Here is a 14,907-nt window from a genome sequence, read left to right on the forward strand (position 1 = left end):
CGGTCTCTCGACAGAGGAGCCAGCATTCAATCGAACTGCCCCATAGAAAGCTTTAGTTGCCGCTAAAGCCTGGGTCTCACATTACCCGAATTCAGGGAGGATTATCCATACAAGCCATCAAGGTGACGCATTACACTCGGCGGTTTTGGTATGGAGTCCGGTGTGCTTGGTGAGTTTAGCGTGGCGCACCTTATGCCCGGCGTTATGTTCTTAGGGTTAAAAATAAGCGAAATAAAATGAAAAAAGATGGCGTATATATTTATGCAGACGAGTCAGGTAATAGTGGAAAACATCTTTTCCAAGATGGCTCTAAAGAGTACTACCAAGGGGCAGTATTAGTTACAGAAGAAATTGAGTCATTGGTAGCCAGCATTATTGAAGAGTATTGTAACGAGAATGGGTTAGAAAGATTACATGGTTTTGAATTAGGCGAAGAACGAACAAATAATCTTTGTATTAAACTGTTAGATGCATTGGATTCTAGTCACTGGGAGTTCCATTACACAATTGTCCAAAAGAGGTACCTTGCACCTACTAAATTTGTTGATACCTTTTTTGACTGCTGGGACAACCCAGTAGTCCCGATGACATGGTATGTAATTGATTTATATAGACATACACTCTGTTTGGTCATTGATAGCATGATGCACGATGGCTTAGATGAGAGTTTTTGGCAATGCTATCTGAATGATGACCTTGAGGGTCTCATGGCTATATGCAAAGAGCTACTAAATCGTTCAAGACACATCACAGATATCAGAGTAAGAGAAGTAGTGAGTGATGCTCTTGGTTATGCAGTAAAGAACCCTGAATTATTTACTCTTGTGAGTGCAAAAGGAAAAAGTGCGTACAAAAAGCAAACGCCCAATATGGTGGCATTTTCTAGTCTGTTAAACTCAATTCACGTATTTTGTAATAAGCATAGCCTCGGAGTAAAACAGTTTGTGCATGACCAGAACGATGAATTTAGAGGAACTATGCGTGAGTTTCACAAACTGTACTTTCCTCACGAGCAAGAAGCCATGCCTTTTGGTGGCATCCCGCTATTAAAAGAGTTTGTACACAACACAGGTGAGTTCATTCTTGCATCATCAAAAAAGACATATGGTTTGCAAGTTGTTGACCTTTTCTTGTGGCTTCTTCAACGGGATTCTACTTCAGAAGAACTTTCTAAAACGAGAGAGCGTCTTTTGAGTAAATCGGTTGATTTTCGAATCTCGCGACAGATGTCCGCATTGATCGTTGAGGCGAGAAAAAGAGAGGTTATGTGTGCAGAACTAAGTCCCGAAGAGCTGGCGGCTGGTCGAAAATTTGGCGCAGAAATGGAAGCTAAGCGTTTGAGCATCATTGGAAAGCGAATATAACAAGGCAATCAAGGTGATGCGTTACACTCGGCGGTTTTGGTGCGGAGTTTAGTGCGCTTTGTTGGTTCAATGGGACACACCTTATTGCTGGCGTTATGTTTATTAAGGAATATCGTGACTCAATCAAAAATAAATAATCTAAAGCCTGAAAAACTGGCTGAGGGCGCGATGAAGTGCATTATCAATGCTCAGGAACTTTGCCAAGAATCTAAATTACTTCACGAGCATGAAATGTACAGCAGATCATATGCCTTGTCGCATTTCGCACGTGAAGAATTGAGTAAGGCTTTGATGCTTTATGTAGCAATGATCAAAGTAGTAAATAAAGGAAAAGTAGACTGGAAGCAGCTTAATCGTCAGTTTCGAGATCATAAAGAAAAAATTGAACACGATAAGGCTTTAACTTATTGGTACTTGAAGCTCAATGGTGGCGAAAATGAGTTTAATGAACAAGAGCTTTTTTCTGGAGTCGAGTTCGCTAACCATAGAAAAAATGAGTGCCTGTATGTTGACTGGCAAGAGGGTGATTTTGTTAGTCCGTCTCAAGTGATCACGAAAGAACTTTCACATAGAAACTTGAACATTGCTGGTATTAAAGTAACTCATTTATCGGAGCAATTACTAAAGCTAAATAAGCTCCTAGAACTTGATAGAAAATCAGTTCAAGTATTACTTGGTAAAGAATTCCTCGAAGATCCGAAGAAGTTCATGTTTGAGCGATACGGATTAAAATAAACAAAACAAAAACATCAAGTTGACGCGTTACATTCGGCGGTTTTGGTATGGAGTCCGATGCGCTTGGCTAGTTAGTCGTGGCGCAACTTATGTTAGGCGTTATGTTCATATGAGTAAGAAGTAAAAATTAATGCAGAAGAAAGAAACATCATGTGCTTGGTGGCTTGTTACCCCAACGTATAAGTATGCAGAATACAGTAAGAATGCCCTTATCGAAAAAGGTGCAAGTTCCACAGAGCTCTCAAGTGCTTTAAAAAAGTACAACATGCGATACTTTATATCTTCATTAATGATCTGTTTAGCGGTTCAATTACTATCAATATTAGAGCTTAAGCTGTTTCCTGTTTACGGGTTTGAGTCTCAACCAGTTATTAAATACATATACTGGTTCATGATTGTTTTGGTTGTTTGGTCTTTTTTGCTCTCAAGAGCAATCGAAATAACCAAAGCATTTTTGGGTGACGCAATTGATAAGTTGAACGGTGACTTACCTAATAGTGACTTGAAGTATGGCGAGAGGTTAAAGTTAGCCTTGACCAGTTACATTGAACTAATTATTAACTTTGGAACGCTGTACTTCTTAATGCCAGTGTGCTTTTTTAAGGATTTTTATAAATTCAACTCCGTCCTCGAAGCTATCTACTTTAGTGGTGTTACCATTACTACTGTTGGTTACGGCGATATAAGCCCAAGCATATGGTTTCTTCAATTTTTAACAGTGTTCGAAGTGTTGTCTGGCTTTAGCTTGATAGTTGTTTGTTTTACTATTTATTCAAGTCTTGCTCTTTCAAGATCCCCGATTTGTAAAATATGTGCGAGAAAACTTGGAAAATGAACATAACAAACGACTATGGCGTCAATAGCTAATTTTTAGCTATATTTTCATCCCACATGACGCCATCTCTTAGCATTGAGTTTAAGATGACAACCATCTTGCGAACGCAGGCGATGATAGCGACTTTCTTCGGTTTTCCTGATTGAACGAGGCGTGTATAAGTCGCTTTGAAAATAGGGTTACACTACATAGCAGACATCATCGCCATATATAGAACGGTTCGAACTTGTGCCCTTCCTCCTTGAATCACCCGCTTGCCTTTGTAACGCCCACTTTCTCGAGTAATAGGTGCAACACCAATGAGGGAGGCCGCTTGTTTGTTGGTGATGTAACCCAGCTCGGGAACGTTGCTGATGATTGATGCAGCTGCGATATTTCCAATGCCAGGAACACTTTGCAGGATGTCGTTTTTGGTCTGATAGTCTGGACATGATTCGATGAGTTTAACCAGCTTATCCTCGATGTTTGAAATCTGTTTTTTCATGGCGGTTAACATTGGCTTGATGGTCGAATGGAGAGATTTTGGCAATACCTGAATACGGTTCTTCTCCATTGTTTGCATAGAGAGTAGCTGATTGCGACGTATGACTAAGTCACTCATCAATCGTATGTTTTCTGCTTTTATGATGGAGATGTCGGGCTTGATTGCTTCTGCGTAATGAGCGATAAGCTCAGCAACTAATCGGTCGTTTTTAGCTCTTCGTCCAATGGCTCCTGCGAAGCGTTTAATGTGGATGGGATTGGCGCGAACAATAGGTAATTTGGCTTCAGCACATGCCAGGACAAAGGGCATTTCTAGGCGTCCGGTTGCTTCAATAACGATACGTTCAGGTGAGTGTTTCTTTATAATTTTGATGGCGTCTTTGATGCCTTTGTCGTTGTTTGACACAGTGAAAAAGAGATTAAGTGGTCGTATAAAAATATCGAGTTGCGCCTTACCAGTATCAACGCCGATATTAATGTTTTGAAGTGTGTTGTCATAATAAGCTAACTCTTGCTTGCGAAATGCGGGTTCGAGACCCAGTCGACTATTCGAGGTTTGTGCTTGGAATCCTATGGGGTGTTCATGTTTGTTATCGGTCTCTCGACAGAGGAGCCTAGCTTCAATCGAACTACCCCATAGAAAGCTTTAGTTGCAGCTAAAGCCTGGGTCTCACATTACCCGAATTCAGGAAAGATTATCCATACAAAATCTTCAAACCGACAGCCAGCGTATGGCAGTTTTAGTTTGCGGTGATTATAGTGTTTAAGGTGCAATGCGGCGGCTTGATTTGTGCGTTGTCTGCGGTTTTAGCCGGCGTTAGTTTTATCAAGGAAGAAATATGAATGAATTAGCTTCACTAGAAGAAATTAGAGAGATTATTGGCGAGCCCAACCCTCTAGCTAGCAAAAAGATCTACAAGAAGTTAAATAGCAGAATGCAGGAGTTCATTCAGACTGCTCCTCTCGTCATGTTGTCTACTGTTGACGAATTTGGCTTTCCTACTATTTCCCCAAAGGCTGACAGAGCAGGCTTTGTACAAGTTCGTGATGAACACACTTTATTGTTACCCGAACTTCGTGGAAACAAACTAGCTTTTTCACTGACAAATATCGTTGAGACGACCAATAAAGTAGGCTTAATTTTTCTCCGGCCTGGTACAGTTGAAACACTACGAGTGCATGGGTGTTGTCGCTTGGTGGAAGGCGGTATATGTGATGAAGTCTCAGGTACAACACATAGAGCGCTAATGGTTCTTGAAATATCGGTACAAAACGCTTACTTCCATTGTGGTAAGCCGTTGTTACGCAGTAAAGCATGGGATTCAGCCACTTATATGGAACCAATGAAAGTGTCTTTTGGTAAAGAAATAGCTGAAAATACAGATTCAGACCAAGAATTCATACGTGAAACTGATAGAGCGCTGGAAGGTCGTTATAAAACAGACTTGTAGAAATAAAACTAACAATCTGTTTGGGATTGATTTGCAACACTTAGCATTTTTGGTTTGAGTTAAGTTTAGTGTTTACGGTGGTAAGTTGGGCGTTGTGGTTCTGTGATTCACACCTTGGTTGGGCGTTATGTGTTAATTATGAATAAATCGAATATTATGTCCGCGATTGTTACATTTGATGTTTCAGAGGTATCTAAAAATACAGACTTAGTATTAAGGTACTTCTATGAAATGGATGATGGTTTAGATATGGGGAGACAATTTGATAAAGAAGCTTCAAAAGCACTACTTGAAAATGTTCTTAAAAATGAAGAAATTCACCTTTTAGCAACCGAAGCGGACTTCTTACAAGAGAAAATGCCAAATATTGTGAAAGCGATAAATTATTATAATGACCTTCGTTCGTATTAAAAAACATAACAATCTGTTTAAGAGCAATTCGCAACGCTTGGCATATTCGGTTTGATTTAGCTTTAGTGTCTACGGCAGAATGATTTTGGCTAGGTGGTGGCGTCGCTCACCCCTTAGATCGGCGTTACACAATTTTCGGAGTTTAGAATTGGAAATTATTTATAAAGAATTAACTAAATGTGATATCGATTTACATAGAGAATTTATTTACATTGCTTTATGGGACTCGCCTGACGAACCTAGACGTTCCAGAGATGTATTGGATCATCCTAAGGTGAAAGAGTACTACATAGATTGGGGCGAAAAGGATGATGTTGGAATAGTTGCTTATATTGAGGGAGTAGCAGCTGGATTTATTCAGTTAAGAGTTAAAGATTCAATTACTAAGCAATACTCAGAGTATCCGGAGTTAGCTATTTCTGTTTTACCTCAATATCAAGGAATGGGGATCGGGGTTTTAATGTATAACGAGCTGCTTTCACGTGTTAAACACTTGTACCCAGGTATTCGGCTAGGCGTCAACCCTAAAAATGAAGTGGCAATTAAGTTTTATAAAAAACTTAATTTTGATTTTTATGCTCACCCGGAAGGCTCTTATCCTCAAATGGTTGTAGAGTTTAAGAAAATGTAAACTTCAAGCGATGGCTTTTGGTCTGCCACTCTACATTTGGTATGTTGCACCACATATTTAACCGCCATAATGCGCGCCGCCACACATAAGCATGGATGGAATTTTATTTTAATTTAATCAGTAGGTTAGAGTGATTTTCTGGTTTATTGAGAATGACCTTTTCGTTGGAATTAATGGCTGGGATGATAAAGTGATTGTTCGCTAAGTCGATACCGCCAAAACAAGAACGATTAGACATGGTGCCTCCAGTGTTAATTGATACCACCTCTGGGTGGCAGATTCTAGGAAAGGGGAATCCATGTCGTTTGTTAGGTCAATCATTAAATTATGAGTATTAATATGAAAATAGATTTTTGGGGAAAAATTTATATAGGAATAATGTCGATATACTTTATTTTCTCCGGATTTAATGCGCTTTGGGATATTGATAGCAAGCTGGAAAGAATAGGTTTAAGTGCAGTTGATTCTGATGGGGAGATTGCATTTATCTTAATCTATTGCAGTCTAATGATTGGAATAGGTGTAAGTATCGCCCTATTGTATTATTTCAGTAACACATGGGTTCACTCCGCTTTAGTAGCAACAGTGATTATAACTTCGTTCATTGTGTTTCGGTTGGTTGGTTCATATTTAACCGGTACTTTTAGTAGTACTCAAATTACTTTTTTGTTGACTGAAATGATAGAAGTCTCAATTGGTTTGTTTCTTTTATACAAGTCAAATAGGTTCTGTAAATAGTTTACCTTACAAACAATTCAAACAGACCAAAAACGCGTGGCATTTTTAGTTTTCGCTGGGTTTGCTTAAGGTGCTTTGCAAAAGCGGCATTTGTACGTTTTTGGCTAAATCAATGTCAACAATTTAGTGATGTTACATGACTGACACTTTCATCATTTTCGATGTCCTCACTTCAAACATGTTCTAGCATGAGTGAAGTGGTAGGGGAGACCAACTCATCACCTTATTTGGGCGTTATCTCTATTCAATCAAAATCACACAAGCATGGAGAGTAACATGTGGTTAAACGACGTTGAGCTTGACTCAATGACTATAAAATTAGTTCCGTTATCTGAGGCGCATTTGAGCGAGCTAGTGCTGGCTGCGACAGATGGTGAACTTTGGAAGCTTTGGTTCACTTCAGTTCCTAGTAAAGAAAATATCAATGAATACATCTCAAATGCACTAGAGCAAAAATCTAAAGGATTAGCTCTACCATTTGTAGTTGTTGAAAAATCTAGCGGTAAAGTTATTGGTTCCACACGTTTCTGTAATGCGGATTCTGTAAATAAACGAGTCGAGGTCGGTTATACTTGGTACAGCAAAAGCTTCCAACGCACATCAGTTAACACTGAATGTAAGCTACTACTCTTGAAACATGCATTCGAGACGCTTGATGCTATCGCAGTTGAATTACGTACGAGCTGGCATAACCAAGCCTCAAGAGCTGCTATCGCCCGTCTTGGTGCAAAGCAAGATGGTGTGCTTAGAAATCATCAAAAGCTTGCTAATGGCGGCTACAGGGATACCGTTGTATTTTCAATCATAAATACAGAGTGGCTGAGCGTTAAAGAAAGCTTGGAATTCAAGCTTGCCACGTGCAGCTAACAAAATCTTTAAACCGACAGCCAATACATGGCGCTTTTGGTGTACAGTAATTTTTGATGTTTAAGACGTAGTGAAGCGAAAGACTTGAAAGTGGGGTTAATTTCGTCTCAGAGGCAGCAAGATGCCTGACAAGTGGCTTAAGGATGACTGCTAACCTTTGGCATTTTGGTCTTGCTAGGGTTAGAGTGTAGTGGACGGTTTTTACACCTTGATAAGGTGTTATTTACAAGAATTAAAAAAAGGTACTGTCTATGGAATTAAACTATCGTTCAGCTAAATCTGAAGACTTGGAAGAAAGCCTTGTCGCTTTACTTTCAAATGATCCGCTTGGTAGTCAGAGAGAAGACACTTCTATTCCGCTAAATAGCGCATATCTTGAAGCGTTCGAAGCAATTATGCGAGATCCAAACAACGAATTGTTGGTTGTTGAATTTGAACATGCTCTAGTTGGAATGCTTCAAGTTACATTCATTCCTTATCTTACACATATAGGTAGCTGGCGATGCCTTATTGAAGGTGTGAGGATCCATAGCGACTATCGGGGGCAAGGGCTAGGTGAACAAATGTTTGCGCATGCTATCGAACTGGCAAAGAGCAAAGGTTGTACGATCGTTCAACTAACAAGTGACAAGCAGCGTCCTGATGCAATCAGGTTTTATGAGAAGCTCGGATTCAAAGCAACGCATGAAGGGTTCAAGCTCGCGCTGTAGGCTGCCCGTTAACAAGGTGATTAAGGTTTACTCCAATACAACGGCAATTCACATTTGATCGGTAAGTTCGCATAACAAACGCCAACCCATAAAAGGTTGGCGTTTTCTATTCTGTTGAACATAAATAAAACAAGTGTTGATTTCATCAATGCATTCCATTAAGTTTACTTTTCTATTCATGGTAATGATAATCATTATCATTTAATTTTATATGGATATTCTTTTGGTGAAAGTATGACAGAACGAGTGAAGTGGGATGGAAGCCTGGTTGAAAGCGCAGCCAAGTCTTTAGAAGAAGGCAAGATGATCGTAAGCCCGACTAAAGTAGGTTACATCATTATGGCGGCAAATGAAGAAGGGCTTAAGCGTAAATTCGATGCTAAGCAACGCAAGCTTAACAAACCCGCGGTCGTGCTTTGCGGTTCAATGGAGCAACTGAAAGAACTGGCAGAACTCAACAAAGAGGTTGAGGCTTTCTATCAGTTACATTGGGATCAAGATGTATTGATGGGTTGTATTGTTCCATGGAAAAAAGAAGCGCTTGAAAAACTGGATCCAGAAGTAAGAAAGCTGGTTACAGACCACCGTAATACCAGCTGTTTTGTGGTTAAATTTGGTACTCCATCAGAACAGATTGTCGCGCACAACTGGGACAAAGGGATTCTTACTTTCGCCAGTTCAGCTAACCCTTCAGGCAAAGGTAACAGGGGGCAGGTTGAGTACATCGGCGACCGTATTGAAGCTGCGGCAGACCTGATTATTGAAGCCAACGACTACGTCGCATCAATTCAGCCAGATAAGACGGTAGAAACTCGATACGAACAAGGTGTGATGGTTGCTATGGTCGACAGCGACGGCATTCTAATCCCAGAGCAGGGAAGTGAAAGATCGATCTCTCCGGCCCCAATTCTGATTCGTAAAGGTCTGGATATTGAACAAATCCTGATCAACCTGTCTGACAGTTTCCAGTCATGGGATTATCGCCACGGTGAGTACTACTAATTAAGCAAATGAAATAGCCGGGACATTTTATCGGGAATTTGTTCCGGCTAACTAAGAAAACAAGCTCACGATATCTGTGCTTTTCTTTGTCTTGCTATCGAAATCAATATTGTCCCTTATGTGATGGATGTGTTCTAACATCAGATCATGAGCGAGCTCGCCATTTTTTGTTCGTATCGCTTCTACTAATTCCGCATGCTCTTCCTCTCTGCATGCACTCGCTCCAGCTGAATCATAGATACCTATTATTAAAGACGATTGTGTAATCAGATCTCTGACAACCTGTAACATCACTTCGTTGTCGACGACTTGAGCAAGAAGGGTGTGGAATTGTCCTGAAAGTTTTATCGAATCACGACGATTATCAGCAGCACGCGCGGCAGATTCCTTTTTTAAATGTTTTTCCAGTAGCCGTATATCTTTGGGCTTCGCCCTTTCAGAGGCAAGTTTTGCAATAGACGGTTCTATCAGGAGCCTCATATCAAAAATATCACGAGCCTGCTTTTCGGACGGGCTAGCAACAAAGGCGCCTTTATTGGGCTGGCGGTTGATAAGACCTCTGTCAGCCAGCATAAAAATTGCGCGTCTGGCGCGCATCCGACTCACTTTAAATGCTTTGCCCAATTCAGACTCAGAGAGCTTGGTTCCGGGGGTAAGGCGTTGATCGATGATTGCTTCATATATCTGATCAACAATTGCTTCTTCTTCAGCCATATCTTTAGCGGTCGTCGCTTTCATATTAAAGAAATCACTCCGTTTAAAAGTCCCACTCAATTTCTAAACAGTATGTCCAAACAAGTGCAGTTTTCAATGGTTTTTGCACACATTTAGACCAATCAAACTATATGCAACAGCAGGGGTTATAAAGTAGTTCGCTTTATCTTTTTGTATTAATTGGACTTTTTATAGGCTGAAAAAGTGGTATCCAATTTGCTTTATTGATAACAGGATTGTTAACAATGTGACTATTCATTGTTAACAATAAGCGTGCGCTGGTACAGATTACTAATTTTTGGTCGGAGACCAAATTCAGTTGCACATAAAAGAAAAGGAGTAATTGGAATGAATAAATGTGGTTTTCTTAAAGCCGGCATAATTGCTAGTGCAATGAGTGCTGTGATATCGACAGCTACTTTTGCTGCAAACCCAGTGCTGAAGATCGGTTTTGTAGGAGTGACCTCTGGTCCTGCTGCCGCTTGGGGTATTTCTAATCAACGATCAATGGAAACGCGTGCCGAGTGGATCAACGAAACAGGTGGTTACACCATCGGAGACACAACCTACGACATTGAAATTGTTGCTTTTGACGATCAAAAGGACCCTAAGCGCGCTGTCGCAGGTATGGAAAAGATGGCGCAAGAGGGCATTCATTATGTGGTAGGTCCTAATGTAGACGATGGTGCTGCTGCAGTAAGACCGGTGGCTGAGCAAAAAGGTATCATGTATTTCCCTTATGCATTCCCTAAGACCCTCTATCAAGCTCCTGCTTCTAATGCGGTACTGGGAATGGTTGCAAACTACCAATCTGGTCCTGCTATCTACAAGTATCTCATCGAAAACAAAGGTATTAAAAAGGTTGCTTTTGTTGCGGCTAACGAATCGGATCCGTTGAGTCAAAGAGACAGCGGCATTGTTGCGGCTGAGGCTCTTGGTCTGAAAGTGGTGTCGGGTAATGTTACTTATCAGGTAGATACTACGGACTTCACTCCTGTTCTACTTCCGGTTATTAAGTCTAAACCTGACCTGCTTGTTCTTTCAGGCGTATCCCCGGCTAGCGCACCTCAGCTAATTCGTTCTGCTCGGGAGCTTGGATACAGCGGTTTGATATCGACTGAAACTGCACAGGACGCAAGCGTACTTAGGGAAGGGGCTGGCGATCTGGCTAACGGATTTATTTCTGTCGGGGGAGCATCAACACCAGAACTTGCTTCAGACGCTATGCGTGAATTTGTTAAGCGTTATACCCACAAATACGGTGAGTACAACGACGAGTCAAACACCAAAGTGTATGCATTGGAATACATCCTGGAGACGTTGAAGTCCAATCCTTCGGCTATCACAAACGTGGACGAATTCAAGCAGACAATGGATTCGTTTGAAGCGCCAAATCCCTATATCAAAGGCGAATCTAAGCTTAGCTACGTTGGTAAAACATCTTTCGGTCAGAAGCGTCAGATATCGGTGCCACTGGTTGTGAATGTGTATCAGGATAGCGAGTTTAAGACCTTGTTCGTTGCAAAGGTCGACTAAAAGTCGAACTCTCCACTCCATGGCGAAGCACAAAGTGTGTCGCCATGGACTACTGTTCTTTAGTTAGGGATTACTTATGGAACAAATTATCGCCAACGGGCTGTATCTTGGCGCGCAATACGCACTGATTGCATTGGGTCTGACTCTTATATTTTCATTGATGAATGTTCTCAATTTTGCCCATGGACAGATGTATGTATTGGGCGGATTCGTTACCTATACATTCGTCTCTCAATTTGGCTTTCCTTTCATTATTGCATTACTGGTTTCAGCCGTTGTCTTGGCGATTGTAGGTGCTGCGGTGGAACGGTTTCTGTTTCGTCCAGTTATCAAAAAAACCAAAAGAGACGAAAGTACCATGTTGCTAGCGGCAGGGATTGGCTTTTTTCTGGATGCCGTTATCTTGTTGGTGTTTGGCGAGAAGCAACGAGGTGTTCCGAAAATCATCGACGGCGTTTTTAATTGGGACTTTCGCATCATCATGCCTTACGACCGTATATTCATCGGATTCCTGGCTATCGCAATGATCGTGGTCTTTATTCTGGTGATGCAACATTCGAAATCAGGACGAGCTATGAGAGCACTGGCTCAAGATAAGGTTGCTGCAACTTTGATGGGGGTAAATGTAGATCGCTATCAGATGATTGGTTTTGCATTGGGGGCGATGCTTGCAGGTGTTGTAGGGGGGCTACTTGTGACTATAACTGGCATCAATCTAGGCATGGGAGGACCCACTTCGACCAAAGCATTCATTATGATCATGATTGGTGGAGCAGGGGTTATTCCGGGAGCCATCGTCGGCGGTTTTATTCTGGGTATGATGGAAAGTGTCGGTCTGTCTGTTTTATCCCAATACGGTGATATTACCTATCTCGTTATATTTGCCTCTTTGATGCTCTTTTTGGTCATTCGCCCTCACGGGCTGATGGGAAAACCATGGGGGTAATAAAATGAACAAGAAAACAATAAGTTGGGTAGCCGTCTTTTTGGTATCAACCTACCTGGTCATTCCTTTCATTATAGAGATAACCGGTCGCACAGATTTTTACTATACATTGACGTCTGTTGCTCTACTTTCAATTTCATCCGCGGGTGTCTGGCTAACCTTTTACATAGGACGGATCAATATTGGTCAAGGTGCGTACTCTTTAGCCGGTGGTTACGTTGCCGCTATTCTCGTGACTCAGGCAGACGTCAATTTTTGGCTGGCATTGCCATTGGCAGGTGTATTTTGCGCCGTGTTATCAGTATTTATAGGGTTGCCAATATTGCGTCTTCGCGGAGTGTATTTCGCGATGGTGACGCTGGTTCTTACAGAAGTTATGCGATTGACCGCAATGGCATTACCAATTACGCAAGGCGCAAAAGGCATTACCTCGATTCCGCTGCCTCAAGCGTTGAAAGTATTTAACTTTACGTTGATTCCGGGGTTCGACACTTTCGAGAGACCTAAGATTGCGTTTTACGTGATGGCTGTGACTTTGATGGTTTTGGCTTTTTTTGTTCTGTGGCGGATAGTCAGCTCTCGTCTTGGGCACCTTTGCCGCTCGCTCCAGCAGAATGAGGAACTGGCTTCCTCGATTGGTGTGAATACGACTTATCTGCGGGTGTTGACCTATTCAATTTCGTCTTTCTTTGGTGGGGTTGCAGGCGCAAGTTTCGTTGCGATTACGCAGTCTGTTTATCCCTCCTCTTTCCAAATTGCAGACAGCATCAACTTTATGCTCAATTGCTTTCTCGGGGGGCTTGGATATGTGTTCGGACCTATGCTCGGGACTCTGATGCTTTACTTCGGATGGGATCTGTTGTTCAGCATAGGCAAATACCAGATGCTTGTTTATTCGGGGCTCTTAATCGTTGTGATGTTGGTTTTGCCAAATGGCATCTTAAGCCTGCTAGATAAAAAGGGAGAACGCTAATGTTGCCATTATTAGAACTACGAGGGGTAACCAAACGTTTTGGTGGTCTCACCGCAGTAAACAACGTGAGTTTCTCGGTCAGAAAAGGTGAAATTCTGTCCGTTATCGGACCAAATGGCGCGGGTAAGTCCACGCTGTTTAAACTTATTTCTTCGTTCCTAAAGACAAGCAGCGGAGAAGTCTATTTTCGAGGGCAGAGAATCAGCAATCAAGCTCCCCATAAGGTTGCCCGGTTAGGTGTTGTTCGCACCTTTCAGGAGACCACAATTTTTCGTTCAATGACAGTGAGGGAAAACATTGTCGTTGCCCATCATTTACGTTCAAAGTCTTCGCTACTGGGCTTCTTTGTCAGGACAAGACTCGCCAGGGAAGACGAAGCAAGATTCAAAGATTCATCAGACAAATTAATAGAGTTTCTTGGAATAGAATCTATTGCGGACGAGATGGCTTCAAACTTACCTCAAGGACACCTCAGAACATTGGGTATGGCGATAGGCTTGGCTACAGAGCCGTCAATTATTCTTTTGGATGAACCCTTTGCTGGGATGAATCATGACGAAACAATGCGGATGGTCAACTTAGTCAAACGTCTTCGTGACGAACGGGGAGTCACCATCTTGCTGGTGGAACACGATATGCCTGCTGTTATGAAAATCTCGGACCGCCTTGTAGTGATTAACTTTGGCGAAAAAATCGCTGAAGGGACACCCTTTGAAATTCAAAACAACCCAAAAGTCATAGAGGCTTACCTAGGGTCGGAAGATGCAGCGGTGGGAATGTAGTCTATGACCGAGATACTTAAATTTGAAAATGTAGAGCTTTATTACGACCACGTTTATGCCTTGAAAGGTGTATCACTTGATCTTAAGAAAGGTGAAACAGTGGCGTTGATTGGAGCCAATGGTGCAGGGAAGTCCTCTATCTTGAGAGCCATAACGGGTTTGGCAAAAATCAAGTCAGGTTCGATTTACTACGACAATAAACGTTTAGACGGGACGCCAGCAGCGGAGATAGTAAAACGGGGAATTGCGATGGTTCCAGAGGGACGAAGAGTTTTCCCATATATGTCAGTGAAAGACAACCTCTTAATGGGGGCATTCACACGCTCAGACAAAAAGGAAATTTCAGAGTCACTGGATAGTGTGCTTGAACGGTTTCCTCGGCTTCGAGAGCGTTTTTCACAACATGCCGGAACCTTATCAGGAGGTGAACAGCAGATGATGGTAATTGGTCGGGCGTTGATGGCAAAACCTGATCTACTTCTTCTTGATGAACCCAGTCTTGGGATTGCACCAAAACTGGTACAGGACATTGCCCGCTCGATAGTCTCGATCTCAAAAGATCAGAATGTCAGTGTGTTGCTGGTTGAGCAGAATAGCCGTATGGCAATGTCAATATCCGACCGGACTTACGCCTTGTCCACTGGCTCCATCGTTTTAGAAGGTCCTTCAAAGAGCCTGATTCACGATGACCGTATCAAGGCAGCTTACTTAGGCGGGGATTTATAATTC

17 protein-coding genes and 1 pseudogene are annotated in these 14,907 nt (G+C 41.9%); 15 read left to right on the forward strand and 3 right to left on the reverse strand.

Annotated features, from left to right (window positions below; translation table 11 throughout):
* Positions 1 to 236 precede the first annotated feature (236 nt).
* From INR79_RS08695 to INR79_RS08705, 3 genes are all read left to right on the forward strand, one after another.
* On the forward strand, positions 237 to 1,364 hold the full coding sequence (locus tag INR79_RS08695) for a DUF3800 domain-containing protein (protein ID WP_223096863.1): 1,128 nt from the start codon (positions 237 to 239) through the stop codon (positions 1,362 to 1,364).
* 114 nt (positions 1,365 to 1,478) lie between these two features.
* Positions 1,479 to 2,099 carry an AbiV family abortive infection protein gene (locus INR79_RS08700; RefSeq protein ID WP_223096865.1) on the forward strand — a complete coding sequence of 207 codons (621 nt, stop codon included), beginning with the start codon at positions 1,479 to 1,481 and terminating at the stop codon, positions 2,097 to 2,099.
* Positions 2,100 to 2,229: 130 nt separating this feature from the next.
* On the forward strand, positions 2,230 to 2,934 hold the full coding sequence (locus INR79_RS08705) for a potassium channel family protein (RefSeq protein WP_223096866.1): 705 nt from the start codon (positions 2,230 to 2,232) through the stop codon (positions 2,932 to 2,934).
* A 28-nt stretch (positions 2,935 to 2,962) separates the two neighbouring features.
* Here the strand turns inward: INR79_RS08705 and INR79_RS08710 are convergent.
* Positions 2,963 to 3,895, reverse strand: a pseudogene (locus INR79_RS08710) (IS110 family transposase).
* A gap of 361 nt (positions 3,896 to 4,256) precedes the next feature.
* On the opposite strand from INR79_RS08710, the gene INR79_RS08715 reads away from it, so the two are divergent.
* The 3 genes from INR79_RS08715 (at position 4,257) to INR79_RS08725 (ending at position 5,910) form a co-directional block, all read left to right on the forward strand.
* Entirely contained in the window at positions 4,257 to 4,868 is a 612-nt protein-coding gene (locus INR79_RS08715; protein WP_223096867.1) for a pyridoxamine 5'-phosphate oxidase family protein, read from the forward strand.
* 138 nt (positions 4,869 to 5,006) lie between these two features.
* On the forward strand, positions 5,007 to 5,279 hold the full coding sequence (locus INR79_RS08720) for a hypothetical protein (RefSeq protein ID WP_038199488.1): 273 nt from the start codon (positions 5,007 to 5,009) through the stop codon (positions 5,277 to 5,279).
* Positions 5,280 to 5,427: 148 nt separating this feature from the next.
* Entirely contained in the window at positions 5,428 to 5,910 is a 483-nt protein-coding gene (locus tag INR79_RS08725) for a GNAT family N-acetyltransferase (RefSeq protein ID WP_223096868.1), read from the forward strand.
* Positions 5,911 to 6,013: 103 nt separating this feature from the next.
* Here INR79_RS08725 and INR79_RS28120 read toward each other — a convergent pair whose 3' ends face one another.
* Complete coding sequence (locus tag INR79_RS28120; RefSeq protein WP_004401496.1) at positions 6,014 to 6,148, reverse strand: hypothetical protein; 135 nt, start codon at positions 6,146 to 6,148, stop codon at positions 6,014 to 6,016.
* 101 nt (positions 6,149 to 6,249) lie between these two features.
* Between INR79_RS28120 and INR79_RS08730 the strand changes: the two genes are divergently transcribed.
* From INR79_RS08730 to INR79_RS08745, 4 genes are all read left to right on the forward strand, one after another.
* Entirely contained in the window at positions 6,250 to 6,648 is a 399-nt protein-coding gene (locus INR79_RS08730; RefSeq protein WP_004401495.1) for a hypothetical protein, read from the forward strand.
* A gap of 276 nt (positions 6,649 to 6,924) precedes the next feature.
* On the forward strand, positions 6,925 to 7,515 hold the full coding sequence (locus tag INR79_RS08735) for a GNAT family N-acetyltransferase (protein WP_223096869.1): 591 nt from the start codon (positions 6,925 to 6,927) through the stop codon (positions 7,513 to 7,515).
* 251 nt (positions 7,516 to 7,766) lie between these two features.
* Entirely contained in the window at positions 7,767 to 8,225 is a 459-nt protein-coding gene (locus tag INR79_RS08740; protein ID WP_223096870.1) for a GNAT family N-acetyltransferase, read from the forward strand.
* Positions 8,226 to 8,459: 234 nt separating this feature from the next.
* Positions 8,460 to 9,227 (forward strand): L-threonylcarbamoyladenylate synthase, encoded by a 768-nt coding sequence (locus tag INR79_RS08745; protein WP_045964006.1) that lies wholly within the window; start codon positions 8,460 to 8,462, stop codon positions 9,225 to 9,227.
* 51 nt (positions 9,228 to 9,278) lie between these two features.
* Here INR79_RS08745 and INR79_RS08750 read toward each other — a convergent pair whose 3' ends face one another.
* Positions 9,279 to 9,965 carry a GntR family transcriptional regulator gene (locus tag INR79_RS08750; protein WP_223096871.1) on the reverse strand — a complete coding sequence of 229 codons (687 nt, stop codon included), beginning with the start codon at positions 9,963 to 9,965 and terminating at the stop codon, positions 9,279 to 9,281.
* Positions 9,966 to 10,289: 324 nt separating this feature from the next.
* Between INR79_RS08750 and INR79_RS08755 the strand changes: the two genes are divergently transcribed.
* The 5 genes from INR79_RS08755 to INR79_RS08775 all read left to right on the forward strand — a co-directional run bounded on the left by INR79_RS08755 (position 10,290) and on the right by INR79_RS08775 (position 14,904).
* Positions 10,290 to 11,477, forward strand: a complete 1,188-nt coding sequence (locus INR79_RS08755; protein ID WP_223096872.1) for an ABC transporter substrate-binding protein — start codon at positions 10,290 to 10,292, stop codon at positions 11,475 to 11,477.
* A gap of 76 nt (positions 11,478 to 11,553) precedes the next feature.
* Positions 11,554 to 12,423, forward strand: coding sequence for a branched-chain amino acid ABC transporter permease (locus tag INR79_RS08760; RefSeq protein ID WP_223096873.1), 870 nt, complete (start codon positions 11,554 to 11,556; stop codon positions 12,421 to 12,423).
* A gap of 4 nt (positions 12,424 to 12,427) precedes the next feature.
* Positions 12,428 to 13,396 carry a branched-chain amino acid ABC transporter permease gene (locus INR79_RS08765; RefSeq protein WP_223096874.1) on the forward strand — a complete coding sequence of 323 codons (969 nt, stop codon included), beginning with the start codon at positions 12,428 to 12,430 and terminating at the stop codon, positions 13,394 to 13,396.
* On the forward strand, positions 13,396 to 14,178 hold the full coding sequence (locus INR79_RS08770) for an ABC transporter ATP-binding protein (RefSeq protein ID WP_223096978.1): 783 nt from the start codon (positions 13,396 to 13,398) through the stop codon (positions 14,176 to 14,178). The genes INR79_RS08765 and INR79_RS08770 overlap by 1 nt, the downstream gene beginning before the upstream one ends.
* Positions 14,179 to 14,190: 12 nt before the next feature.
* Entirely contained in the window at positions 14,191 to 14,904 is a 714-nt protein-coding gene (locus tag INR79_RS08775; RefSeq protein ID WP_316606963.1) for an ABC transporter ATP-binding protein, read from the forward strand.
* The last annotated feature ends 3 nt before the right edge of the window (positions 14,905 to 14,907 follow it).

The organism is Vibrio sp. SCSIO 43132 (genome assembly GCF_019904195.1).
Lineage (GTDB): Bacteria > Pseudomonadota > Gammaproteobacteria > Enterobacterales > Vibrionaceae > Vibrio > Vibrio nigripulchritudo.